Below are 25,150 nucleotides of genomic sequence, written 5' to 3' on the forward strand. Positions count from 1 at the left end.
ATTAAAAAATTATGAGTCGTGTTATTGATTTAGTTCTATTTCTGGCTAAATTTACTGCAATTAAGTCGTTGTTATTGAATATAAGGAGGGTATACTAAGTTACTAACTTATGTATCTTTTGAGGATAAAATAATGGATTACAGCACTTCTGATTTATGTGACCATTTCGCTGATGTGGTTGACGTGCTTGAACCTATGTTCATCAACTTTGGTGGTCGACACAGTTTTGGTGGCCGCATTAAAACGGTAAAATGTTTTGAAAATAATGAACTGATCCGTCAATTGCTTTCTCAAGATGGTACAGATCAGATTTTACTTATTGATGGTGGAGGCTCCACTCGTAGAGCCTTAATTGATATTGAACTGGCTGAGCTGGCACTTGAAAACAATTGGCAAGGTATTATTGTATATGGTGCACTGCGCCATGTTGATGAACTTGAAGAACTGGATTTAGGAATTCAAGCCATTGGATCAATTCCGGTTGCAGCTGACAGTGAAGGCGCGGGTGAAAGCGGCATAGGCGTTAACTTTGCGGGTGTATCATTTTTCGATGATGATTTTGTTTATGCCGACAGTACAGGTATTGTACTTTCTGCTGAAGAATTAGAGCTAGAAATAATAGAACTGTAGCGTGACAGCACACCTTAAAGTATATAACGAAAGCACGCTCAAGCGCATTTGTTCTAACCGTGCAGGTGAACAAAAAGCGTGGCAGTCAATGGCATTACTTGACGCAAACGTTAATATACAACAAGCGCTTACTGATGCTGCACAATTTGGTATGCGCTTTGTTTTACTGGGCGTTTGCGAAGACATTGGACCTAGAGCCAATTTAGGTAAAGGCGGAGCACAGCATGCTTGGCCCGCTTTTTTACAACACTTTTTAAACCAACCTCACAATCACGCTATTGCCATGCAAAAAGTGTTACTGCTTGGCGAAGTAAACCTCGATGACTTAATGGAACAAGCACACTCGCTTGATAACCAAAATCCTCTCGATTTAGACCAATTACGTCAGTTGTGCGCTGAGATTGATGTGCGGGTTGAAGCAATTTTAAGCATGATTTTTAAAGCCGGTCTTGAACCCATCATTATTGGTGGCGGACATAACAACTGCTTAGGTATTATTCGCTCGCTTGCAAAATATAAAAACAGCGCAATTAACGCCATTAATTTAGACCCCCATGCCGACTTTAGAGAGTGTGAAGGCAGACACAGTGGCAATGGTTTTCATTACGCCTATCAAGAGCAGCACCTTAACAGTTATCATGTAATTGGCTTACATGAGCTTAAAAATAATCAACAAATTTTTAATGCGATGCAAAGTGCAAAATTTAGTTTCACCAGCTATCAAGCGATTAATGTTAGGCGAGAAATAAGTTTAACGGAGGCAACTAACAATGCACTAAACGCATTTGATAACGCACCGTTAGGAATAGAAGTTGATTTAGATAGCCTAACCAACATGCCTGCAAGCGCATTTAATTATTGCGGTTTTGATGTTAGCGATGGCGAGCATTATGTTTATTTAGCTGCAAGTAATCATCACAGTGCTTATTTACATTTATGCGAAGCAGCACCGTCACAACATCCTCACTCTCTTGCTGCAGGTAAATTACAATGTGGTCAAGTAATCAGCGCCTTAGTAAATACCTACCTACAAACAAAGCAAAAAATCTAATCTTCCCTAGTCTTCTTGTGCCTGTAACCACTGTTTAAACCAACTCATTAACCCTAAGCTACTTAAAGGGTGTCCAAAGTAGTAGCCTTGTGAGGCATAAGCTTTCAAACTTTTCACAAATTTAAGTTGGTCCAGTGTTTCAACACCTTCAAAAATCACTTTTGTTTGTTGCTGATTATGCATTTCTACCATGCCGCTTACTAAGCTGCGTATATTATTTTGATTACTAAAGTCAGCAGTTAAGGCAGGAGATACCTTAATATACTCCACCGCTAAACTTGGTAACTTAGAAAGTAATACAGGGTTATCACCTAAACCATCAACACACACTTTTAAACCTAAACTATTAAGCCTTGCGATCATGGCTCTGCCTTTATCATCGAGGCTGGTAAAAACATGAAGCGGACATTCAATAATTAAATCGCCTGGCCTTAGTTGATGCTCACCAATTACTCCGTAAACAAAATCAACAAACTCTTCATTGAGCATTTCTGGGCCAAATAAATTAACACTCAAAGGTACCGACATCCCTTCCATGCGAAGTGCCATGGCTAATTCGCCAGCACGCTCTATAACAAAGGTAGCCAGTGAATAACCAAGCCCTGCAATTCTAATATCATTTATAAATCGGCTTGCCGATAAGGTGCCTTGCGTGGGGTGTTGCCAACGTAATAACAATTCTAAAAATTCAATTTGGCCATCGCCGTTGCGAATAACGGGTTGAAAAAACAGCTCAAACTCATCAGCAAAGCTGATATTCGCAAGCTCTGTTAATCGCGCTTGTTGTTCTAAATGCTCAACCGTCATTTGTTGATGATAAGCCACTATTTGTTTACTTGGCTGACTATCAAGTGCCAAATACGCATAACTAATTAAATCATCAAAGCTCGTACTTTGTTGATCGCAATGAACATAACTGGCTCTTACCTTTACTTCAATAGTGCAATTAGCTACGTTAAAGGGCTTTAATGTAGCGCCAATAATTTGCTTGATAAGCTGTTGATGTAAATGATTATGGCTTTGTAGATCACAAATAAACGCAAAATTTAACCCGCCTAAATGCGCTAATTTAGCATGCGGAGCAAGGAACAACACTTCATCACTGTCTAGTAAGTCTTTTATTCGATTTGCCGACTGCGACAACAATAAGTCACCAAAATCTCGTCCAATATGCTGATTTACCTGCGCAAACCCCTCTAGCCTTAATACAATAAGTGCGGCTCTGAATGAACCTTCATTGGTAAGCTCATTATACTTTTGACGTAACTGTTGTTTATCGGGGAAGCTGGCTAAGGGTGAGTTTTCAACATACACCTCAGGCTCGGTTTGCGGCTTTAAAGGCGCAGTAGTTTTAGGCTCATTATCAGCTAAAAAACCACTGACTGAGAGCAGTAAAATAGCCATGAGCAACCACGCTAAATGCAGCGTAAAAAAGAGATACCCTATTAATAATAAAACAAGAAATGCGCTTGCACAGCCACTGATAAGAAGCGGTTTTTTTTGCTTTTGTAACTTCGCTTGATATAAATTAAAACCAAAACCTAGCGCTAGTAAAATAGCGAGCCAAGGTATTGCACTACTGACCATAGCTAAGCCAATGAGCCCAGTACATAAAAAGCTGAGTCTCATAACGTTACTTTTAACGGTTAATAGCGTGGCAACCATTGCCATTAAAAGTGCACCACTTAAAAAAATAGCTAAATTGCTGTAGCTCAATAACGTTCCATCCATAGCTGACGTACTCACTGACATTAAATAAAACATAGGTTTAAGAGTTAATTTTATACAAACTAACTAAGTTTACCCAATATCCATAAATTTAACAGTTTATTTACCCCAAACTGATAACTTAATTGTGCAGGGTGGTCAATTTGCCAATGAGCTATATCTGCGCGAGCGCCAACTTTTAATACCCCTCTATCAGTAAAACCTAAAGCACGAGCCGCATGTGCTGTTACGCCAGTTAATGCCTGCTCTGGGGTGAAATTAAATAAGGTACAGGCCATATTCATCATTAATTGCAACGAACACAAGGGTGATGTGCCGGGATTAAAGTCACTGGCGATCGCAATGGGTACTTTGTATTTCTTTAACAGCTCAATTGGTGGGTATTTCGTTTCTTTTAAAAAATAAAAAGCCCCAGGCAGTAATACCGCCACAGTGCCTGCGTTTGCCATAGCTTTAACGCCGGCTTCATCAAGGTATTCTAAATGATCAGCCGACAGGCCATTGTATTGTGCTACCAGCGCTGCACCGTGTTGATTTGATAATTGCTCGGCATGACACTTGATTGCCAAACCCTGTTTTTTAGCTGCATCAAATACGCGTTGAGTTTGTGCGTAGCTAAAGCCAATGTCTTCACAAAATACGTCAACGGCATCCACTAGGTCATGTTCAACAAGGGTGTTGAGCATTTCATTGCATACCAAATCTATGTAATCATCACTGCGGTTTTTAAACTCCAAAGGTAGCGCATGTGCCCCTAAAAAGGTGTTAACCACTTCAATAGGATGATGTTGATTTAATAGCCTAGCCACCTCCAATATTTTTTTCTCATTGTCTATATCAAGCCCATACCCTGACTTAATTTCAACCGTCGTCACCCCTTCAGCTAACAATGCATTTAAACGCTCTTTTGCTGCTACAAATAACTGTTCGTGGTCAGCCTCTCGGGTTGCTTTAACTGTACTTGCTATTCCCCCTCCCTGCGCTGCTATTTGCTGATAGCTCACGCCCTGCAAACGCTGCTCAAACTCTTGCGCACGAGAACCGGCAAACACTAAATGAGTATGGCAATCAATTAAGCCTGGGGTTAACCATTGCCCTTTTACACTTAATATCGGAGTGGCTAACACATCAAAATTAGGTAAGTCAGCTTGCTTACCTAGCCACACTATTTTGCCATTTTTAATAGCTAATGCCGCATTTTCTATCGCCCCATAAGGCGCATCAATATTGCTATCCATGGTCGCAATGTTGGCATCTGTGAGCAATAAATCGATATCATTTAACTGTTCTGTAGATTCTGTGGCTTGCATAAGTTTCTCCGCGATAATGTTCAAACGAGTTTAACAACACATCTTGTATATACAAGGTAATTATGCCATCTTATTAAGTATTGTTTATTTTTAATACACCAAAAGCGTTTATGCCAACACCTAAATTTACACAAATAAAACAGTTTATTGTGGACAAAATACGCAGTGGGCTTTGGCTTGAAAACCAACGCGTGCCCTCAGAAAATGAACTGGCAAAGCAGTTTGCGGTAAGCAGAATGACCGCACGTCGAGCGTTAAGTGAGCTAACTGATACAGGCATTTTAACCCGTAGCCAAGGGCTAGGTACTTTTGTCGCAAGCTTTAAGTCGCAGTCATCATTACTCGAAATAAAAAACATTGCACATGAAGTCAAAGAGCGAAACGGAAACTACAGCTGCACAGTACAGGTGTTGGAATCAATCAATGCCGTGGCGCCAATTGCTATTGCTTTAGGTGTTGAGGTAGATAGTGTGGTGTATAGAAGTGTCATTATTCATAACGAAAATGACAGTCCCTTGCAAGTTGAAGAACGTTTTGTAAACCCGTTACTTGCCAAGGATTATTTACAACAAAATTTTACCGCTCTCACCCCACACGAATACCTATCAACGGTTGCCCCTTTAACACAAGCGAGGCACACCGTAGAGGCTATAACGCCAAATAATGAAATGTGTCAATGGCTTAACCTGTATAACGAAGAGCCATGCTTACAAGTAATACGCCGCACTTGGTCGGTTAACGGGATTGTTAGCTTTGCACGACTTATATCGCCTGGCAGTAAGTACCGCTTGGGCGGGCAATTAACATTTAAAAATAATAATAAAGCGCATAACGCTTAATACTATTTAACAGGAGTGAACAATGAATCATCGACTGGACACACAGCGCACAATACGCGCGCAACATGGCAATCAAATAACCACCAAAAGCTGGCAAACCGAAGCGGCTAAACGCATGCTAATGAATAATTTAGACCCTGATGTTGCCGAACACCCTCAAGCTTTGGTGGTGTATGGCGGGATTGGCCGTGCTGCCCGTGATTGGCCAAGCTATGACAAAATAATTGAAACGCTTGAACGCCTAGAAGATGACGAAACTCTATTAGTGCAATCAGGCAAACCGGTGGGTGTATTTAAAACTCATAGTAATGCACCACGTGTGTTAATTGCCAATTCAAACCTAGTACCGCACTGGGCAAACTGGGAGCACTTTAACGAGCTAGATAAAAAAGGCTTGATGATGTATGGCCAAATGACCGCAGGGTCTTGGATTTACATTGGCTCTCAAGGCATAGTGCAAGGCACTTACGAAACGTTTGTGGCTATGGCAAAACAGCATTTTGCTGGTAATGCTAAAGGTAAGTGGGTATTAACGGGTGGCCTTGGAGGTATGGGGGGCGCACAACCATTAGCGGCTACCATGGCAGGCTTTAGTGCCTTGGTGGTGGAATGTGATGAAAGCCGTATCGATTTTCGGATAAAAACAGGATATGTCGATGTAAAAGCCACAGATCTTGAGCATGCACTAAAATTAATAACAGATGCTTGCATAAAAGGTGAAGCGCTTTCTGTGGGTTTACTAGGTAACGCCGCCGATGTGTTTAGTACCTTAGTAAAAAGTGGGGTGATCCCCGATATAGTTACCGATCAAACCTCAGCTCATGATCCACTTAACGGTTACCTGCCACAAGATTGGAGTATGGAATACGCAGCTAAAATGCGAATCGATAACCCACAAGCAGTTGTAAAAGCGGCTAAACAGTCAATGGCAGTCCAAGTAAAGGCGATGCTGGCACTACAAAAAGCGGGCGCAGCAACAACCGACTATGGCAATAATATTCGTCAAATGGCCCTAGAAGAAGGCGTGAGTAATGCATTTGATTTCCCTGGGTTTGTGCCTGCGTATATTCGCCCATTATTTTGTGAAGGTATTGGTCCATTTAGGTGGGTAGCGCTATCTGGCGATCCTGAAGATATTTATAAAACCGATGCAAAAGTAAAAGAGCTCATTCCAGATGATAAACACCTGCATAATTGGCTTGATATGGCGCGTGAGCGAATTCAATTTCAAGGCTTGCCTGCACGTATTTGTTGGGTCGGTTTAAAAGATAGAGCGCGCCTTGCTGTTGCCTTTAACGATATGGTTAAAAGCGGTGAGCTTAAAGCGCCGGTAGTTATTGGACGAGATCATCTCGACTCAGGCTCAGTTGCCAGTCCTAACCGTGAAACTGAAAGTATGAAAGATGGCTCCGACGCGGTCTCCGATTGGCCACTATTAAATGCTCTGCTTAATACCGCAGGCGGTGCTACTTGGGTATCGCTTCATCATGGCGGTGGTGTAGGTATGGGTTTTAGCCAGCACTCAGGCGTAGTGATTGTTGCCGATGGTACTGATGAAGCAGAGCAACGTCTTGCTCGAGTATTATGGAACGATCCCGCCACCGGTGTAATGCGCCATGCTGATGCGGGTTATGAAATTGCAAAAAACTGTGCGCAACAGCAGCAGCTAGACCTACCAATGCTTAATGAGGACAAGTCATGATTTCATATACACTCAAACCGGGTCAGCTTGACTTAAACACGCTAAGAAAAATTAACAAATCAGCCATACACTTAACTCTGGCCAATGATGCACAGGCGCAAATAGCTGCCAGTGCTCAAACAGTCCAAAACGTGATAAACGAACATCGCACTGTATATGGTATTAATACTGGCTTTGGGTTATTGGCCAATACTAAAATCGCTGACGATGAACTCGAACTATTACAACGCAGTATTGTGCTTTCACACGCCGCAGGTATTGGTGAGTTAATGGATGACAGCACCGTTAGATTGATGATCACACTAAAAATAAACTCTTTATCGCGCGGTTATTCTGGTATTCGCTTAGCTGTGCTTGAGTTTTTTATGCAGCTGCTTAAAAGTGAAGTTTACCCTTGCGTGCCTAAAAAGGGCTCAGTGGGTGCATCGGGCGATTTAGCACCGCTTGCGCATATGTGTTTGCCTTTATTAGGTGAGGGTAAAATGCGTTATCAAGGTGAGCTGATAAGCGCTACACAAGGGCTAAAAATTGCAGGTCTTGAGCCACTAACATTAGCTGCAAAAGAAGGGTTAGCCTTATTGAATGGCACCCAAGCATCCACTGCATTTGCACTACAAGGCTTATTTAGAGCCGAAGACTTGTACGCACAAAGCTGTGTTATTGGCTCTATCAGTATAGAAGCGGCCATGGGCAGTCGCGCGCCATTTGATGCGCGTATTCATGACATTCGTGGTCAGCAAGGGCAAATAGATACGGCTCACGTATTTAGAGAATTACTCGATAGCCACTCACAAATTAGTGACTCACATATTAATTGTGAAAAAGTACAAGACCCATATTGCCTGCGCTGCCAGCCGCAAGTTCTTGGTGCATGTTTAACCCAAATACGTCAAGCCGCCGAAGTACTACTGTGTGAATCAAACGGAGTAACCGATAACCCTCTCGTATTTGCCGATGTAGGGGATATTATTTCAGGCGGAAACTTTCATGCTGAGCCCGTTGCTATGGCCGCTGATAACCTGGCGATTGCTATTGCTGAAATTGGCGCCTTAGCTGAGCGACGTATTGCTCTATTGATTGACTCTAATTTATCTAAATTACCGCCATTTTTAGTAAAAAACGGTGGGGTAAATTCAGGATTTATGATTGCTCAAGTCACCGCGGCTGCACTGGCCTCTGAAAACAAATCCTTAGCACACCCTGCTTCGGTAGATAGCTTACCGACTTCAGCAAATCAGGAAGACCATGTTTCTATGGCAACGTTTGCAGCACGACGACTAGTTGATATGGCTAATAATACGCAAGGCGTACTGGCCATAGAATGGCTCAGTGCTGCCCAAGGGCTTGAGTTTAGAGCACCACTACGCGCGTGTGATAAAGTAGAAAGTGCCAAAGCACTGCTACGCCAACATGTTAGCTATTACGACAAAGACCGGTATTTTGCTCCCGATATTGAAGCGGCAAACACGCTACTAAGTGAAGGTAAGTTGTGTGACTTCATAAGCCACTCCCCCTTACCTTCTTATTAAATACCATACTGATAACTAAAACCCAGTGCTTCTATCGCTGAGCCAATAACTTTGCGCTCAGCGACCTCATTACTACTAAAGCTCGGCATTTGTGTGCCAAACAGCTCACACTTTTGTGCATAATAATCTGCTTTGGTCGGGTGCGCTGGGTTCACCACGTTATAAATGCTCTGTCCTTGCGACCAGTTATTAAGGACCGCATAAATAGCATTGATCACATCTTGTTGATGTACCATATTCACCACTTGCTGACTAGAGGTATTGAGTTCTTTACCCGCCACAAAACGACCAGGCTCTCTATTTGGCCCCAACAATCCGGCTAAGCGAAGCACTTTACCTTGCTGTTCAAGCACTTGCTCTTCAGCGTCATACAGCTTTATTTGTCGCTCGTTAGTGCCTGATATATCGCTGCTTTCACTATAAACGCCAGGTTCTTGATCATACACCCCAGTCGATGAGCACAATAAAAAGCCTTTGCAATTAAGCTCAGTTGCCAGCTTTAACGCCTGCTCAAGCACTTGCGGATAATCACTTTCGCTATCTCGACTGCGAGGCGGGATTGCACAGACCCAATACGCATTTTGCAAATCCACTTGGTGCTGCAACTCACCGTTTTGTAAAACAAACTGACGTTCAAAATCAAATTGATGAGTGTCACTTCGATGAGTCCCCTGCACTTGCCAACCTTGTTTTTGTGCATCAATACATAAGGCTTGGCCAAGCCAGCCAGCGCCAAGAACGACTAAATTATCTTTGTTGGTTTGCACTTTATTTACCCTTATTAAAACTCAATCAACGCGTTTTATAGCGATAAAAAATATAATTAACTTTATGCGACTAAAAATAATTTTAGCAAACGCTGGTTGCAGAAGATATTAACACACGCTTTTTTTGCAATTAGTAATCTCTTTAATGATACCGCAACCATTCATTACATACCTGCAGATAAAGCGTATGACTTAAGTGACTTATCGAGAGTAATATATAAAACGATTGCTCAATTTAAGCTTTAAAAAACGATGGCTGCTAACAAGGCGTTTAAGGGTGAAATTTAAGCGCTTTGCTCTTGTTTTTAATTTATTCAGCACCATATCTTTAGGGTCTGTTTATCTGCAGTTTGAATCAAGTTTCGTTACATAACGCTATTTTTATGAGCGAGATCTCATTTTTCTGTTTTAAATGAAGATCTTTTTATTGAGGTAGTTTGATGTTTAGCAGAGTCTGGTATAGTAGCGCAGGTAATAAACAGTGCTTTTTAAGCAGCTTAATACAAAATTGCTAATTAATGTGTCCTAAAGGTTAATTTAAAGAATACATTAATTATCAATTGTAAAAAATGGGTTAGCCGATGCACGGCTAGCAAAAAAACACATTGTAACGGTTTTATCATGATATCTAATTTATTTACCAAGATTTTTGGTAGTCGCAATGACCGCACTATTAAAAACCTAAGAAAGACGGTCGCACTGATCAATGCACTTGAAACGCAGCTAGAAGCGCTTTCAGATGAAGATTTAAAAGCTAAAACAGCCGAGTTTAGAGAGCGTTACGATAACGGACAAAGCTTAGGCGATATTCTACCAGAAGCATTTGCAGTGGTACGTGAAGCATCAAAACGTGTAAACGGTATGCGTCATTTCGACGTGCAGTTATTAGGTGGTATGGTTTTACACCAAGGTCGTATCGCAGAAATGCGTACCGGTGAAGGTAAAACACTCACAGCGACACTGCCGGCTTATTTAAATGGTTTAACAGGTAAAGGTGTTCATGTCATTACCGTGAATGACTACTTGGCCAAACGTGATGCTGAAACCAATCGCCCATTATTTGAATTTTTAGGGTTAACCGTAGGCTGTAATGTTCCGGGCATGATGCCACAACAGAAAAAACAAGCTTATGCAGCTGACATCACTTACGGTACCAATAACGAATTTGGTTTTGATTACCTGCGTGACAACATGGCATTTAGTATTGATGAGCGCGTACAACGCCCATTATTTTATGCTGTAGTGGATGAAGTGGATTCAATCCTTATTGATGAAGCACGTACGCCACTGATTATTTCTGGTCCCGCTGAAGATAGCTCTGAGCTATACACTGAAATAAATACCATTGTTCCTTTACTTGAACTACAAGAAAAAGAAGATGAGGAAGGGATTGAAGGCGATGGCGATTTCACTATCGATGAAAAATCTAAGCAAGTTCATCTAACTGAGCGTGGGCAAATAAAAGTTGAAGAGCTACTTACAGAGCGCGGTCTAATTGAAGAAGGTGACTCACTGTACTCAGCAGCGAGCATCACGCTACTTAGTCACGTTTATGCAGCTCTTCGTGCGCATAAGCTTTACCAAAAAGATGTTGACTACGTTATTAAAGAAAACGAAGTTATCATTATTGATGAGCATACAGGTCGCTCTATGGAAGGACGTCGTTGGTCAGAAGGTTTACACCAAGCTGTAGAAGCAAAAGAAGGTGTGAAAATTCAAAACGAGAACCAAACGTTAGCATCGATTACGTTCCAAAATTACTTCCGCTTGTACGAAACGCTAGCAGGGATGACAGGCACAGCCGACACAGAAGCGTTTGAGTTTCAGTCTATCTACGGTTTAGACACTGTGGTTATGCCAACCAATAAACCAATGATCCGCGATGATCGCGCTGATTTAGTTTACTTAACGCAAGAAGAAAAGTACGAAGCGATTTTAGCAGACATTAAAGACTGTCAAGAACGTGGTCAGCCGGTACTTGTAGGTACTATCTCAATTGAAAGCTCTGAGTACTTATCGCAGTTTTTACGCAAAGAAAAAATTAAGCACAACGTACTTAATGCTAAATTCCACGCACAAGAAGCAGACATTGTTTCTGATGCGGGCTTACCGGGCACAGTCACCATTGCCACCAACATGGCCGGTCGTGGTACCGATATTGTACTTGGTGGTAATTGGAACAGCGAAGTTGAAAAACTTGAGAACCCAACTGACGAACAAATTGCTGAAATAAAAGCAGCATGGAAAATTCGCCATGATGCGGTAATTGATGCTGGCGGCTTACACATTATTGGTACTGAGCGTCATGAATCACGTCGTATTGATAACCAATTACGTGGTCGTTCTGGCCGTCAAGGTGATGCCGGTTCAAGCCGTTTCTACCTATCGATGGACGATGCGTTAATGCGTATTTTTGCTGGTGAGCGCATGACTAATATGATGCGTAAACTAGGTATGCAACGCGGCGAAGCGATTGAACATCCATGGGTTAACCGCGCAATCGAAAACGCTCAGCGTAAAGTAGAAGCACGTAACTTTGATGTGCGTAAACAGCTACTTGAGTACGATGATGTAGCAAACGACCAACGTCGTGTTGTTTACTCTCAACGTAATGAATTGCTTGAAGAAGGTGATATTTCAGAAACGATTACTGCTATCCGTGGTGATGTGCTCGCTGGTGTGATTGATCAATACATTGCTCCACAAAGCTTGGCTGAAATGTGGGATATACCAGGACTTGAAGAACGCTTAAAACAAGACTTCTTAATTGAGTTACCAATTACTCAGTGGTTAGCTGATGACAATAAACTGTACGAAGAAAAACTGCGTGAGCGTATTGAAGAAGCGGTTGAACAAGCTTACAAGCAAAAAGAAGAAATGGTTGGCGATTCTGTACTACGTCAGTTTGAAAAAGCCATTATGCTTCAAAGTCTTGACCAACATTGGAAAGACCATCTTGCTGCAATGGATCACTTACGCCAAGGTATTCACTTACGTGGTTATGCACAAAAGAATCCTAAGCAAGAATACAAACGTGAGTCGTTTGAATTGTTCTCTGAAATGCTAGAAAACTTAAAAGTCGATGTCGTCGGTATTTTAAGTAAAGTGCAAGTTCGCGCTGAAGAAGATGTTGAAAAAGTAGAAGAGCAACACCGTAAAAGTGAAAATGCCCCTCGCGAATATCAACATGAAGAAGCAGAGCACGTAGGTGGTGAAGCACCACAAAGCGCTCAGGTTATGGCGCGTAGCGAGCCAAAAGTGGGTCGTAACGATCCATGTCCATGTGGTTCAGGTCAAAAATACAAACAATGTTGTGGTAAATTAAAATAACACCACTTTGTTAAGTTAGATAAAAAGCGACGCTTGCGTCGCTTTTTTTATGCTATTTAAGGGAGAGATAATGACTAAAGTAATCATCAATGTTGCTGTGGGTGTAATTAAAAAAAACAACAATGTGTTTATTTGTAAACGTGCAGATGAACAGCACCAAGGCGGCTTATGGGAATTTCCAGGCGGAAAAATTGAAGCCGGAGAAAGTGTTTTTCAAGCACTGAAGCGCGAATTATTTGAAGAAGTAGGACTGACTATTCATAGCTCAAGCGAACTTGTCACTATAGAGCACGACTATGGCGATAAATGCGTACGACTTAATGTGCATGTAGTCAGTAACTTTAATGGTCAAGCTCATGGCGCAGAAGGGCAACCAAGCGAATGGGTAAGTATAGACGAACTTGATAACTATGATTTTCCTGCAGCCAATGTCGAGATTATCAGCGCCATAAAAACGAAATATAGCTAGGGTCTGTTGACCTTTCAAGATTAAATTTGCAGCAGTCTGTTTGGTATTTAGGCAAGGCAGAGCCTATGTGGTGTGGTTATTCCCCATAAATAGGCGATAACGCAGCATCAATGCTAAACAGGCGCTGCCCTTCGGGTTCTGCCTAGGGGCGATTTACTCTTTGTTGCTCGGTTTTTACTTAGCCCACTAGGTTACAAACCTCGCGCCGCGATTAAACCGCCCCTAGTTTGAACAAATTTTAATCCGCAAAGGTCAACAGACCCTAGTTTTATCATCAGGTATAAAAGTAACTAAAAAGCCAGTGGGCATCATGCTCACTGGCTTTTTATTTTGCGATTAGTGGGGCTAACCGCTTAAGCTAATTTCAGCTTAAATTACCAAATTTTTACGCGATCTTCAGGCTTGATATACATTTTATCGCCCTCTTTAACATCAAACGCTTGGTAAAATTCCGGCATGTTCGACAAAATACCAATCACGCGATAATGACTCGGTGAATGTGAATCGGTCATTAAACGATTACGTAATGCTTCATCACGGTATTTACGACGCCAAATTTGCGACCAGCCCATAAAGAAGCGTTGGTCGCCCGTATAGCCTTCAATAATGGGCGCTTTAGAATCACCCAGCGATAATTGATACGCTTTATAAGCGACGGTTAAGCCGCCTAAATCACCAATGTTTTCACCCAGTGTCAGCTCACCATTAACGCTGGCATCTTCAAACGGTTTATATTGATTATACTGCGCAACTAAGGCAGCACTTCGCTGTTCAAACTGCTTAAGGTCTGACTCGCTCCACCAATTACGTAAATTGCCATCACCGTCGTATTTTGCACCTTGGTCATCAAAGCCATGGCCTAACTCATGGCCAATAACCGCACCAATAGCACCATAGTTAACCGCATCATCTGCTTCTAAATTAAAGAAAGGAGGCTGCAGAATCGCCGCAGGGAATACTATTTCGTTATTCACTGGGTTATAGTAAGCATTCACTGTTTGTGGCGTCATATGCCACTCAGAGCGATCAACTGGCTTACCTAATTTAGCAACCATATCTGCATAAGCCCACTCACTGTAGCGAATATAGTTACCTACTAGTTCATCAGGATTAATTACTAAATCTGAATAATCTTTCCATTTATCTGGGTAACCAATTTTAGGCGTAAACTTATCCAGCTTTTCTTGCGCCGCAACTTTTGTTTCAGGGCTCATCCACTCAAGGTTTTCAATTGCCACTGAATAGCCTTTAATCACGTTATCAACTAATTCTTCCATGCGCGCTTTCGCTTCTGGCGGGAAGTTTTCTTTAACGTAGACTTTACCTAAAATTTCACCCAGTACACTGTTTGATGCATCAACGGCTTGCTTCCAAAGTGGCGCTTGCTCTTCAACACCGCGCAATGTGGTGCTGTAAAAATTAAATTTCAAATCCACTAAGTCTTTATTTAGCAACTGCGCGTAATTACTAACGAAATGGAATTTTAAGTAGTTTTGCCAAACCGATAAGTCTGTATTTTTGAAAATGTCTGCAAATTTTTCAAAGTAACTTGGTTGGCGCACAATCAACTCTTGGGCATCAACACCAACGGCTTCAAAGTAAGCACTTAAATCAAAATCTCCCATTAACGTGTTAGCTTCAGCTACTGACATTTTATTATATGATTTTGTTGCATCACGACTTTGTACCCGACTCCACTGTGCATCAGCAAGTGTCGTTTCAAGGGCAAGTATCGCTTTGGCTGCATCAGCGGCATTATTAACGCCAGCTTTAGCTAAAATATCGGTAATATAGGTTTGATATGCCGCGCGAATTTTTGTGAATTTTTCATCATCTTTTAAATAATAATCACGGTCAGGTAAACCAAGTCCGGCTTGATAGGCATAAAGCGCATTTTCACTTGAGTTTTTAGCATCATTATTAACATACCAGCCAAAAGGAAGATCTCCGCCTTTAACTTGTAGCTGTGCCATCAGTGTGACCAACGCGGCTTTATCTTTTACTGTATCAATGCTTTTAATAGCCGGCTCAAGTGGTAACATCCCTAACTCTTCACGAGCATTTTCAGCCATGTAGCTAGTATAAAATGCGCCGATCTTATATTCATCTGAACCTGGCTTTGCGCTGCTATTGGTACTGGCATTTTCTAGTACTGTTTTCATTGCTTTTTGCGATTCATCATATAACTGTGAGAACGACCCATAGTTTGACTTATCGCCAGGGATTTCAGTTTTTTCTAACCATTTACCGTTTACGTGGTAGTAAAAATCATCCTGTGCACGAACACTTTTATCGATATTTTGTAAATCAACACCTAAGGCACCAGGGGTTGCTACCGGTGCGGTTACTGTTGTTGCTTCTGCTTGCATTTCTTGTGGCTTTTCGCCGCAACCAACCAAACCTAACGCCAATGCAATACTGGCGGCAGTCATTGTTATTTTTTCCATAAGAATTCCGTATATTAATTAGAATAAATACGCATTTCATTAAGATTTGATAACTCAAAAAAACAACAATAGGATGCAGTCTATTATCTGCTTAATGAAATACGCATCAGCTACAACCTAATTTAGGAAGTACTAACTAGGCATCATAAACCTGATTTAAATAACAATAAAATCGAATATGTAACAAAGTATTTTAAAGCCAGCAAAACAAACCGAGCAAGGTGTTAAATGGTATTTAATTAAGGTTTATTTTTACCATGTAAAGCTAAGCGTTGAAGCTTTTCTTTTAATGACGGTGGAGCAGAATCGGCGATCGCATTTAAATAATCAGCCGTTTGTTCACTCATTTTAAGGGAGTTCGTTGGTTTGCCATCAGCCACTTTAGGTCGAGTGCTTAACCGTTGAGTTGCCTGTGGATTGGCGGTAATTTTTATTTGCCCAAGCTCGGCCATACCCGCGGCTCTAAAATGCGATTGCATGTCCATTTTTAAATAATTAAGCCTAAGCGCAATAGGTGCAGAAACGGCTTCTATCATTAAGGTGCCGTCACGGTAATTACTTACTCGGCACTTTTCACCTAACTTAGGGCCTAAGAAATCGCGCAACAATTGTTGCTGTGTATCCAGTGCTTGGCTTTTTCCCGCATAGGCTGCTAAGCGGTTGTTCAGCCCAGCCATAATATCGGTTAACGGTTTTGGCGCATATCTATCTTTAGCCATATCACACCTTAAAAACATCAAAAGAAGGCTTACTTAAATTAAACTTAATTTAAGCAAGCAAGCAAAGTGGGTTTATACCAATTCACTGAAATAAATATTATTGCGGATGGGTATTAAGCACCTGCTACTTGCATTTGTTCAATCAGTACTGAACCAGTCTGAATCCCGCCGCGACGTTCTATATCGCCACCTATAGCGGAAATACCTTTGAACATATCTTTTAAATTACCAGCAATCGTAATTTCGCTTACTGGGTATTGTATTTCCCCATTTTCAACCCAAAAACCAGCCGCACCGCGAGAGTAGTCACCGGTTACGGTATTCACGCCCTGCCCCATCAATTCTGTAACTAATAAGCCCGTACCCATGGTTTTTAATAATGCAGTTAAATCTTGATGCGTTTGTTCTACTAACCAATTATGAATACCGCCAGCGTGCCCTGTTGGGGTCATATTCATTTTACGTGCCGCATAGCTTGCTAATAAATACGTTTGTAACTCGCCACCGTGAATTATTTCTCTGTCGAGAGTTTTAACCCCTTCGCTATCAAATGGCGATGATGCTAAACCTTTAAGTAAGTGCGGACGCTCTGAAATATTAACGGTTTTGCTAAATACCTGCGTGCCTAAGCTATCCAATAAAAAGCTGGATTTACGATACAGTGCGCCACCACCAATTGCTGATACCAAATGGCCAAACAATGAATTAGCAATATCGGCTCTAAAAATAACCGGCACTTTCATGGTGCCTAGTTTTTGGCTGTTTAGTTTTGCTAGGGTTTCTGCTGCAGCTTCAAGTCCAACACTTGCTGCATCTTTTAACCCTGCTTGATCGCGAGAAATCGTGTAGGCTGAGTCGCGCTGCATATGCTCGCCCTCTTTACCTATCACCATAGTGCTTATGCTGTGGCGAGTACGTGGAAAGCCTGCAATTAAACCATGGCTGTTACCATATACTCGCAACCCTTGATGCGATGAAAAGCTAGCGCCATCTGAATTCACAATTCGCTCATCGGCGTTTAATGCGGCTTGCTCTGCTGCATGACACAAATCAATCCCTTGCTCTGGGCTTACATCCCAAGGATGAAACAAGTCTAAATCTTTAGGGGCAAACTCAAGCAGTTCTTTATCAGCAATGCCATTACATGGATCGTCTGAAGTGAATTTAGCAATATCGATGGCTTTTTCGACCACAGCACGTAATGTTTTAGGATTTAAATCAGCCGTTGATGCCGAGCCTTTGTTATTGCCAACATACACGCTAATACCTAAACCACCGTCTTGATTAAACTCTATGGTTTCTACCTCCCCCATGCGCGTACTTACCGACAGCCCCGAAGTGCTAGACATAGCAGCTTCTGCAGCGGTAGCACCTAGTTTTTTAGCATGTTCAAGTACTTCTGATACAGCGTCTTTTACTTGAGAGATTTGCGAATAAATTGGATCTTGGTGTTGGCTTTTCATAAATTCTGTCCTGAGCCCTGAAGGCCATATTGCACACATTTTTTATATTTAAATGCTAACACACTCACTGCACCACATCAGCTAATATTAATCACTAAAAGAATCGCGTATAATAGATGAAGTTATTTTTATTTAAGAGCACCCCATGGCGAAGAAAAAAGGCAAGCCTGCTGAAATTGAAGAAGAAATTATATATGTATCAAAAAGTGAACTTAAGCGCGAAGCGCAAGAGTTTCATCAGTTAGGATCTGAAATTGCCAAAATGGGTAAAAAGCAGCGTGAACGCCTGCCGCTCAATGATGACTTAAAAGAAGCAATGGTGGTTGCTGATAAAATAAGTAATAAAAGTGATGCCTACCGCCGACATTTAAATTACATCGCAAAAACCCTTCGTACGGTAGAAAATATTGAAGAAATTAAAGCGATTATTGATGTCATGCTTAATAAAAATAACCAAGCTGAGGTTATGATCAAAAAAATTGAGCAACTGCGCAGTGATTTAATTGAACAAGGCGATGACTTAATTAACGAAACAATTGAACAATATCCAGCTCTTGAGCGCCAAAAAATGCGCCAAATGGTGCGTAATGCTGCCAAAGAAGTAAAAGCTGAAAAACCAGCGAGAAGCTACAAAGAGTTATTTCAGTACTTAAAAGACGCCATAATGTAACGCAGCCGCGTTATATATTAAAAAGGTGCTGCGGCACCTTTTTTTGTTGTAGATCAAAACCTCCTCCCCTTTGCTTTTTTACAATACGCAGCAACTTAAAAGATAAGGTGCGCGTGATGATTAAACTTCCTCAATGGGATCAAACTTTAATAAACAAATACAATGTATCGGGCCCGCGTTATACGTCTTACCCGACCGCACTTTCGTTAGCTGATGGTTATCAGCAACAAGATTTGATTAGCGCTATTGAATCATCGCAAACCCGTTCGTTGTCTTTATATATTCATATTCCTTTTTGTAGTCAGCTTTGTTATTACTGTGGCTGTAATAAAGTCATTACTCGCCACCAATCTAAAGCCGATACCTACCTAGACTTTTTAGCTAAAGAAATTGCAGCACAAGCGCCGCTGTTTCAAGATTATCGGGTTGAGCAATTACATTTGGGGGGCGGCACACCAACTTTTTTAACCGCAGCGCAAATGACGCGCTTAGTAAAGCTGCTAGAGCAACACTTTAACTTTAGCGATACCTGCGAGCGCGGTATCGAAATCGACCCTCGCTCACTGGCTGACAATATGCTGGTTGATTTAAGCGAGTTGGGGTTTAATCGTGTGTCATTTGGTATTCAAGATTTTAATGATCAGGTTCAGCTGGCTGTTAATCGCCCTCAGCATGTTGATGAGGTAAAGCAATTAATTACCCAAGCAAAACAGTTGGGCTTTAAATCAATTAATGCTGATATGATTTATGGCCTGCCACTACAAACACCTGAGAGCTTTACGCAAACGATTGAGCAACTTATTGCCTTAAACCCTGACCGCGTTTCAGTATTTAACTACGCTCATTTACCAGAACGTTTTGCCGCCCAACGTAAAATTAAAGACGCCGATTTACCCAGTGCGCATAATAAGCTCACCATGTTTAAAAATACCCTAGAGCAAATGACGCAGGCGGGCTATCAATTTATAGGTATGGATCACTTTGCAAAAGTTGATAATGAGCTAGCCATTGCACAAAATACGGGTCAGCTGCATCGTAATTTTCAAGGCTACACCACTCATGGCGAGTGCGACTTATTGGGCTTAGGTGTTTCGTCTATTTCACAAATAGGCACGGCCATATTACAAAATAAAAAAGAGTTAAAACATTATTATCAAGCAGTTGATGAGCAAGCAGGCAGTGCCATTAATAAAGGCATGCATTTAACCCAAGATGATCTTATTCGCGCCGATGCGATTAAGCAGCTTATTTGCCAGTTTGAGCTTGATATGAGCGTATTCGCTAACAGACATAAAATCAGCTTTAATGACTACTTTCAAGATGCTTTAGAGGCACTCGCACCATTAATTGCCGATGAAATGGTAACAATAGAAAACAACCTAATTAGCGTAACACCAAAAGGGAATTTATTTATTCGTATTATTTGTATGTGCTTTGATGCGCATTTACAAAAACAGATAAATGCCACTCGCTTCTCACGCGTTATATAATTTAAAACTAGCACGCATAAAAAAAGCAGACCAAGGTCTGCTTTTTTTATATATGCCGTAAAATCTAAGCGCTAGTTAAAAACCACGTTTTCGCTGCCTTGGGCTGCTTTAAACTCAACAATAATTTTTTTACAGTCAGCTTCTATTTCATCACTCAGTGATTCTTCTGCGCGCCAGCGCGCCGTGTCTTGCTTAAAAATTTCTTTTTTAGCGTACTTTTTGCGCGAATCATGGGTTGGCATTTCTTTTACCACGTCGTACATTTTATAAATACCCGGGTATGCACTCGTTAGGTCGCGCTCAGTATCAAAACTATATTGCGACATAAGCACCCAAATACGTAAGCACCCCTCAGAATAATCACATTGCTTTTCATTCATAGCACGTGCAATTAAATGAATACTATCGGCTAACTTCGCATTACGCTTTAAACGCGACTGTTTTAGCTTTTGCTGTTGCTCTGCCTGTTTTTTGCTAATTAGCTTTTTTTGCACATTTAGCTTGTAGAGTAACTGACCCGCATAAAATGCCAAGCCCGCTATAATAGCAGCACCTACAACTAAGGCTAAGATCACTGCTGTACTCATTGCGTGTCCTTATTACTTATCTTCGTCGTCATCTAGCCATTCATTCGCTAGATCGTTTGATAGGTATTGATCAAAGTCTGAATTACTGTCTTCATCGCTGAAGTCATCTTCAAACTCTTCTTCATCTTCAATGCCTAATAATTTACAAAGCACTTGGTGACGCGCTATACGGCTATTGAAGTATTTTGCATCTTTACCCGTTAGCATTTCACCTTGCTCATGACGCTCAACTAATTTAAGTAAGCGCTCATCATTTTCAAGGGCTTCTAACTCTTGTTCAGGCGTTAATTCTGGTTCAACAGCCTTTTTAAGCTCTGCTACAGGTTTAAGGTTACGTTTCATTTCGATTTTTGGTTCAGCAGCAGGTGCAACCAATGGCACTGCTTTTTTACTACCAACGCGTTTATCTTTAGCAGCCGAACCTGCTTTTTGAGTGTCATTACTCAATGCATCCGGTGCATTACGTGAACCAGGCTTAGCGCCCTTAGTTTTTTTAACACGTTGCTCTTTCAATGCGCGCATTTCTTTAAGCTTATCTTGACTTAAACGAACGGGACCATTTGATGGAATTTTACGTGACTTTTTCTTTCTACTCATATCTTGATCGTCTCACTTAAGAGGTTTTGAGCGAGGCGCAACTCAATGGGCATCGCGGTGCTGGCCTAGCCAGGAGAATTCAGTTTGGGCGTTTTGCGCGCCAAAGCACAGTTAAGGTGCTTTTTTTAAACGGGGGGTATTGTAACAGGACAAATAAAAAGGCGGTAGAGAAAACATCTCTACCGCCTACTAATCTGAGCGCCATTATATGGGCACTTCTCCCTTCGACTTTTTAGTCTTTATTGTTTTTATTATTATTTTCTATCCGTATTTTTATTATTTATCTTCCGTGTAGCATTCCATTTTATTTTTATTATTAAACTTCCATGAGTATTTTATTATTTTCGGTCTTCCTAACACTTTTTTGATATTTCCTTTGGTAGCACACTCTATGTGCTATTCAGTCGTGCCGCGCTACTATCCTTATAACGTTTTCCTATTTGTTATTGTTTTTGCGACAGGGGTTAATTTACTCGTTAATAATTTTGTTACAACTAATTTATATCTTTTTTCTTGTACTACATATAACAAAAAACACTAAAAAATATAAATTACAATAAGTTACATTAAAAAATAAAAATAAAATGAGATTTTTCTTACACCAAAGTATGGTCAATGTCTTACAAGAGAAGGAGCTTTATCGGTCACGGCAGGCACAAAAAAAGCAGCTAAAGCTGCCTTTTTCACTAATTAACATTATATTATGTTAACAACATCTAAATAAATACGACTTTAGTGTAGACCACCAAGGTATTTAGAGAGTGTTTCAATGTCTTTATCTGTTAGTTTCTTTGCAATGTCCTGCATAACACCATTTAGGTCGTTATTACGAACACCATCTCTGAACTGTTCAAGTTGTGACTTGATGTATTCTGGATGTTGGAAAGAAATCTTTGGGAATTTAGCAAGTGAAGAGCCATTACCACGTGGACCATGACAAGCCGCACATGATGGGATACCGCGCTCAGCATCACCTGCTTTATATAACATTGCGCCTGTTTCTTGAACATCTTTCGGTGTAGCACCTTCAGACATGTTCAAAGAAGCAAAGTAAGCAGCCAAGTCTTTCATATCTTGATCACTTAATGGCATTGCCATACCGCTCATTACTGGATTCATACGACCTTCTTTACCGCCCGAAGTCATACCTAATTTAAATTCAGTAAGTTGCTTGTATATGTAATCTGCGTGTTGGCCTGCAATTTTTGGGTAGATGTTAACCGGCGCATTACCGTCTGGGCCGTGACAAGCCGCACACGTTGCTGATTTTTCTTTACCTGCGTTTACATCGCCATCAAATGCTGTTGCGTTGCTTGCTGACAACGCACCAAGCAATATAGTTAAAGATAGTGCTATTTTTTTCATGGTGAATTCTCTGTTTCCGACCCTGTATCATCTACAATATGGATGTTGTGATTTTTATATTCTACACGATATTAAATTCTCTGGCACGTTTTCTACACACATTAAACCTATAAATTATAGGGTTTTGAGTAAAATTAAACGCTAAGCCAGTTAAAATGTACTGTCAGCAATGATCTTACATGCTCAAATACACTTTTTAATAGCTACTTTATAGTATAAAATACGCGCCACGGGTGAATTTGGTTTACCCAATGTTATTTTTTTAAGTTTTAGGAGAGCCTGTGCTCAAATCTCGTATCAAGTATAACACTGCGTCTTTTGTTACAAGCGCGCCAGACATCACTAAATTACCTGCTGATACGGGAATTGAAGTCGCGTTTGCCGGTCGCTCTAATGCAGGTAAATCAAGTGCGCTAAATGCCCTAACCGATCAAAAGTTAGCACGAACCAGTAAAACACCCGGCCGTACTCAGCTGATCAACACCTTTGAACTTGCCGATGTAGATAATATGCGCCTAATTGACCTACCTGGCTATGGGTTTGCAAAAGTGCCGATTGAAATGAAAAAGAAATGGCAAAAATCGCTAGGCGAATACCTGCAAAAACGTCAAAGTTTAAAAGGTATTGTGGTATTAATGGATATTCGTCATCCATTAAAAGATTTAGACCGCGACTTAATTAATTGGGCTGTAGGCAGTGAAATTCCGGTATTGGCACTATTAACTAAAGCCGATAAGCTAAAGCAAGGTCCGCGTAAATCACAAGTTCTTAGCGTACGTCGTGAGTTAAGTGAATTAGATGGCGATATTACGGTTCATGCATTTTCATCACTTAAAGGCACCGGCTTACCAGAAGTCGCTAAAAAGCTAGATGAGTGGTATTTAGGCCCAATCATGGCCGTTCCACCTGCTGATTTAGTAGCGCCAGATAGCGAATAATTACTGTAAGTAAAATTTCTGCTGTGCGGAGGTAATAAAATAGCCGAGCTCATCTGTTTCGGCTATTTCAGCCCACTGATAAAACACATTTCGCGCAACTCGCGCAAAGCAGCCGTAGGGTAACTGCATATAAGGCACAGCCGCGCCTTTGTAGTCATTGATATAAAGTGACTCAGAACGACTTAATAACCATGTACGGTTTAAGTTATCAATACAACAAATAACACTTCCCTCTGATGTCTTTTCACTATGCCAATTTACAATAATAAAAGGCGCATCCTTCACCTCAATCGCGATTTTTTCTACGGGTGTTTTTAAGTAAAACTGCCCATCTTCGTTGCATAATACACTGGCAAAAAGTTTCACCATTGATTGACGGGTAATTTCACTACCTGCGTAAAACCATTTACCTTGCTCATCAATCAATAATGGTAACTGCCCGCAGTGAGCGGGCTGCCATTGTTCAAAAGGTTTGCTTGGCTCGCTGAGTTGCTTGCTAAGCTCGTTAAGTGAAATCACTGTTTTTTAAATGTCAGTGCAAAAGTAACTGGCACGGCAGTAGCAATTGAAGGTAATCCGGCTAATTTTTGTAACTGCATTACCCCTTCAGTGATCTTAAAGTCATCACTGTTGATAATGATAGGGGTGAATGATGCCACACTTAAATCTCCATTGGCCGCACTGCTTACGAGTACATCAACAGCAAGTGGCTTTTTATGACCATGAAAGTCTAGCTCAGCGCTAATACCTTTTAATACGTACTGCCCTGGTTGCTTAATAAGTGACAACTTATCAGATAAGTCAGCGGTTAATACTGCGTTTGCAAACGTGTCAGACTCAAACAATATCTTACTTAAACGTTCGTTACGGATTGGGATAAAGGTTTCGGCTGAGGTTAAATCAACGTTTACGCTAAATTGACCCTGATCGCTCAGCTGCCCAGCTAACTGAGTAAAGTGACTTGCTTCAGCAATACTATTTTTTTTAATTGATACAAAACTTAATTGGCTTTTATCGTTCAATAGTTGCCAGTTTGCCGATGCAGCACCTGAAACTAGTAAACATGATAAAGATAAACCTGCGATAGCTAACGTTTTAAACATAATGCACTCCTAAAATAAAAAGACTTATACCGGTAAAAATAATACTTTGATCAGCCCAGCTGAAAATCATTAGTTACTGTGTGGTAAATCGAAAATGCTAAGTAGACTGATGGTATCACTTGAAACGCTAAGTGCAATTAGAGAATAAATTTAACGCTTGGATGCAAGGCAATAAAAAAACGGCCCATCAAATATATGATAGGCCGATATAGCAAACTGGGGAGAAGCTATTAATACGTTGCATCTTACGATGCATCATCAACAGGATGTCCTACAGGATGAGGACGGGCGGCACTTTACCAAAAGCAAGTGTAAAAATACAAGCATATTATTGATAATCGTAGCGAATTGACGAACCTCTAACGATTTAATACAAACTGCTGTTTAATTTAACTTTTTTTTAACCTGCAAGATAA

Annotated in this window: 21 protein-coding genes; 10 read left to right on the forward strand and 11 right to left on the reverse strand. The window is 41.0% G+C overall.

Annotated elements, in window-relative coordinates:
• Positions 1 to 132 precede the first annotated feature (132 nt).
• Together rraA and BM380_RS14010 are read left to right on the forward strand one after the other, a co-directional pair.
• Positions 133 to 630, forward strand: a complete 498-nt coding sequence (rraA, locus tag BM380_RS14005; protein ID WP_008115004.1) for a ribonuclease E activity regulator RraA — start codon at positions 133 to 135, stop codon at positions 628 to 630.
• A gap of 1 nt (position 631) precedes the next feature.
• Positions 632 to 1,681 (forward strand): formimidoylglutamase, encoded by a 1,050-nt coding sequence (locus tag BM380_RS14010; protein WP_090494866.1) that lies wholly within the window; start codon positions 632 to 634, stop codon positions 1,679 to 1,681.
• Positions 1,682 to 1,687: 6 nt separating this feature from the next.
• Here BM380_RS14010 and BM380_RS14015 read toward each other — a convergent pair whose 3' ends face one another.
• Together BM380_RS14015 and hutI are read right to left on the reverse strand one after the other, a co-directional pair.
• Positions 1,688 to 3,412: a GGDEF domain-containing phosphodiesterase gene (locus BM380_RS14015; RefSeq protein WP_090494868.1), complete on the reverse strand. Its 1,725-nt coding sequence runs from the start codon at positions 3,410 to 3,412 to the stop codon at positions 1,688 to 1,690.
• 59 nt (positions 3,413 to 3,471) lie between these two features.
• Positions 3,472 to 4,719 carry an imidazolonepropionase gene (gene hutI, locus BM380_RS14020; protein WP_090494869.1) on the reverse strand — a complete coding sequence of 416 codons (1,248 nt, stop codon included), beginning with the start codon at positions 4,717 to 4,719 and terminating at the stop codon, positions 3,472 to 3,474.
• Between the two features lie 110 nt (positions 4,720 to 4,829).
• Between hutI and hutC the strand changes: the two genes are divergently transcribed.
• The 3 genes from hutC to hutH are packed head-to-tail and all read left to right on the forward strand — an operon-like array spanning position 4,830 to position 8,789.
• Positions 4,830 to 5,558: a histidine utilization repressor gene (gene hutC, locus BM380_RS14025; RefSeq protein ID WP_090494871.1), complete on the forward strand. Its 729-nt coding sequence runs from the start codon at positions 4,830 to 4,832 to the stop codon at positions 5,556 to 5,558.
• Between the two features lie 22 nt (positions 5,559 to 5,580).
• Positions 5,581 to 7,260, forward strand: coding sequence for a urocanate hydratase (gene hutU / locus BM380_RS14030; RefSeq protein ID WP_090494872.1), 1,680 nt, complete (start codon positions 5,581 to 5,583; stop codon positions 7,258 to 7,260).
• Entirely contained in the window at positions 7,257 to 8,789 is a 1,533-nt protein-coding gene (gene hutH / locus BM380_RS14035) for a histidine ammonia-lyase (protein WP_013463891.1), read from the forward strand. Before hutU ends, hutH begins: the two co-directional genes overlap by 4 nt.
• Here the strand turns inward: hutH and BM380_RS14040 are convergent.
• On the reverse strand, positions 8,786 to 9,556 hold the full coding sequence (locus tag BM380_RS14040) for a Rossmann-fold NAD(P)-binding domain-containing protein (protein ID WP_090494874.1): 771 nt from the start codon (positions 9,554 to 9,556) through the stop codon (positions 8,786 to 8,788). The genes hutH and BM380_RS14040 overlap by 4 nt on opposite strands.
• A 621-nt stretch (positions 9,557 to 10,177) precedes the next feature.
• Here BM380_RS14040 and secA point away from each other — a divergent pair.
• Both secA and mutT read left to right on the forward strand, forming a co-directional pair.
• A complete protein-coding gene (gene secA / locus BM380_RS14045) occupies positions 10,178 to 12,886 on the forward strand; it encodes a preprotein translocase subunit SecA (RefSeq protein WP_013463887.1) in 2,709 nt (902 codons plus the stop codon).
• Between the two features lie 70 nt (positions 12,887 to 12,956).
• The gene (gene mutT, locus BM380_RS14050; protein WP_013463886.1) at positions 12,957 to 13,355 is read left to right on the forward strand and encodes an 8-oxo-dGTP diphosphatase MutT; all 399 of its coding nucleotides are present in this window, start codon (positions 12,957 to 12,959) and stop codon (positions 13,353 to 13,355) included.
• 374 nt (positions 13,356 to 13,729) lie between these two features.
• Here mutT and BM380_RS14055 read toward each other — a convergent pair whose 3' ends face one another.
• From BM380_RS14055 to pmbA, 3 genes are all read right to left on the reverse strand, one after another.
• Positions 13,730 to 15,802 carry a M13 family metallopeptidase gene (locus BM380_RS14055; protein WP_090494875.1) on the reverse strand — a complete coding sequence of 691 codons (2,073 nt, stop codon included), beginning with the start codon at positions 15,800 to 15,802 and terminating at the stop codon, positions 13,730 to 13,732.
• A gap of 239 nt (positions 15,803 to 16,041) precedes the next feature.
• The gene (locus BM380_RS14060; protein WP_036955747.1) at positions 16,042 to 16,521 is read right to left on the reverse strand and encodes a DciA family protein; all 480 of its coding nucleotides are present in this window, start codon (positions 16,519 to 16,521) and stop codon (positions 16,042 to 16,044) included.
• A 113-nt stretch (positions 16,522 to 16,634) separates the two neighbouring features.
• The gene (gene pmbA / locus BM380_RS14065; protein WP_013463883.1) at positions 16,635 to 17,984 is read right to left on the reverse strand and encodes a metalloprotease PmbA; all 1,350 of its coding nucleotides are present in this window, start codon (positions 17,982 to 17,984) and stop codon (positions 16,635 to 16,637) included.
• 145 nt (positions 17,985 to 18,129) lie between these two features.
• On the opposite strand from pmbA, the gene yjgA reads away from it, so the two are divergent.
• Complete coding sequence (gene yjgA / locus BM380_RS14070) at positions 18,130 to 18,654, forward strand: ribosome biogenesis factor YjgA (RefSeq protein WP_013463882.1); 525 nt, start codon at positions 18,130 to 18,132, stop codon at positions 18,652 to 18,654.
• Between the two features lie 116 nt (positions 18,655 to 18,770).
• Positions 18,771 to 20,144 (forward strand): oxygen-independent coproporphyrinogen III oxidase, encoded by a 1,374-nt coding sequence (gene hemN / locus BM380_RS14075; RefSeq protein WP_090494876.1) that lies wholly within the window; start codon positions 18,771 to 18,773, stop codon positions 20,142 to 20,144.
• 71 nt (positions 20,145 to 20,215) lie between these two features.
• Here hemN and BM380_RS14080 read toward each other — a convergent pair whose 3' ends face one another.
• The 3 genes from BM380_RS14080 to BM380_RS14090 form a co-directional block, all read right to left on the reverse strand.
• Entirely contained in the window at positions 20,216 to 20,731 is a 516-nt protein-coding gene (locus BM380_RS14080) for a DUF2489 domain-containing protein (protein WP_024602131.1), read from the reverse strand.
• A 12-nt stretch (positions 20,732 to 20,743) separates the two neighbouring features.
• On the reverse strand, positions 20,744 to 21,328 hold the full coding sequence (yihI, locus tag BM380_RS14085; RefSeq protein WP_013463879.1) for a Der GTPase-activating protein YihI: 585 nt from the start codon (positions 21,326 to 21,328) through the stop codon (positions 20,744 to 20,746).
• A 732-nt stretch (positions 21,329 to 22,060) separates the two neighbouring features.
• Entirely contained in the window at positions 22,061 to 22,693 is a 633-nt protein-coding gene (locus BM380_RS14090; protein WP_013463877.1) for a c-type cytochrome, read from the reverse strand.
• 281 nt (positions 22,694 to 22,974) lie between these two features.
• Between BM380_RS14090 and yihA the strand changes: the two genes are divergently transcribed.
• Positions 22,975 to 23,631, forward strand: coding sequence for a ribosome biogenesis GTP-binding protein YihA/YsxC (gene yihA, locus BM380_RS14095; RefSeq protein ID WP_090494878.1), 657 nt, complete (start codon positions 22,975 to 22,977; stop codon positions 23,629 to 23,631).
• Here the strand turns inward: yihA and BM380_RS14100 are convergent, their stop codons facing one another.
• Together BM380_RS14100 and BM380_RS14105 are read right to left on the reverse strand one after the other, a co-directional pair.
• On the reverse strand, positions 23,632 to 24,150 hold the full coding sequence (locus BM380_RS14100) for a DUF1285 domain-containing protein (RefSeq protein ID WP_013463875.1): 519 nt from the start codon (positions 24,148 to 24,150) through the stop codon (positions 23,632 to 23,634). It abuts the gene before it with no gap.
• Entirely contained in the window at positions 24,147 to 24,734 is a 588-nt protein-coding gene (locus tag BM380_RS14105; RefSeq protein ID WP_013463874.1) for a YceI family protein, read from the reverse strand. Before BM380_RS14105 ends, BM380_RS14100 begins: the two co-directional genes overlap by 4 nt.
• Between the last annotated feature and the right edge of the window lie 416 nt (positions 24,735 to 25,150).

It is taken from the genome of Pseudoalteromonas sp. DSM 26666, from assembly GCF_900116475.1.
Taxonomy (GTDB): Bacteria; Pseudomonadota; Gammaproteobacteria; order Enterobacterales; family Alteromonadaceae; genus Pseudoalteromonas; species Pseudoalteromonas tetraodonis.

Bases quoted from the DNA above. Each gene is read 5' to 3' on its own strand.
- rraA (WP_008115004.1), top strand. From the start codon at position 133: ATGGATTACAGCACTTCTGATTTATGTGACCATTTCGCTGATGTGGTT.
- BM380_RS14015 (WP_090494868.1), bottom strand. From the start codon at position 3,412: ATGGATGGAACGTTATTGAGCTACAGCAATTTAGCTATTTTTTTAAGT.
- hutI (WP_090494869.1), bottom strand. From the start codon at position 4,719: ATGCAAGCCACAGAATCTACAGAACAGTTAAATGATATCGATTTATTG.
- hutC (WP_090494871.1), top strand. From the start codon at position 4,830: ATGCCAACACCTAAATTTACACAAATAAAACAGTTTATTGTGGACAAA.
- hutU (WP_090494872.1), top strand. From the start codon at position 5,581: ATGAATCATCGACTGGACACACAGCGCACAATACGCGCGCAACATGGC.
- hutH (WP_013463891.1), top strand. From the start codon at position 7,257: ATGATTTCATATACACTCAAACCGGGTCAGCTTGACTTAAACACGCTA.
- secA (WP_013463887.1), top strand. From the start codon at position 10,178: ATGATATCTAATTTATTTACCAAGATTTTTGGTAGTCGCAATGACCGC.
- mutT (WP_013463886.1), top strand. From the start codon at position 12,957: ATGACTAAAGTAATCATCAATGTTGCTGTGGGTGTAATTAAAAAAAAC.
- BM380_RS14055 (WP_090494875.1), bottom strand. From the start codon at position 15,802: ATGGAAAAAATAACAATGACTGCCGCCAGTATTGCATTGGCGTTAGGT.
- BM380_RS14060 (WP_036955747.1), bottom strand. From the start codon at position 16,521: ATGGCTAAAGATAGATATGCGCCAAAACCGTTAACCGATATTATGGCT.
- pmbA (WP_013463883.1), bottom strand. From the start codon at position 17,984: ATGAAAAGCCAACACCAAGATCCAATTTATTCGCAAATCTCTCAAGTA.
- yjgA (WP_013463882.1), top strand. From the start codon at position 18,130: ATGGCGAAGAAAAAAGGCAAGCCTGCTGAAATTGAAGAAGAAATTATA.
- hemN (WP_090494876.1), top strand. From the start codon at position 18,771: ATGATTAAACTTCCTCAATGGGATCAAACTTTAATAAACAAATACAAT.
- BM380_RS14080 (WP_024602131.1), bottom strand. From the start codon at position 20,731: ATGAGTACAGCAGTGATCTTAGCCTTAGTTGTAGGTGCTGCTATTATA.
- yihI (WP_013463879.1), bottom strand. From the start codon at position 21,328: ATGAGTAGAAAGAAAAAGTCACGTAAAATTCCATCAAATGGTCCCGTT.
- BM380_RS14090 (WP_013463877.1), bottom strand. From the start codon at position 22,693: ATGAAAAAAATAGCACTATCTTTAACTATATTGCTTGGTGCGTTGTCA.
- BM380_RS14105 (WP_013463874.1), bottom strand. From the start codon at position 24,734: ATGTTTAAAACGTTAGCTATCGCAGGTTTATCTTTATCATGTTTACTA.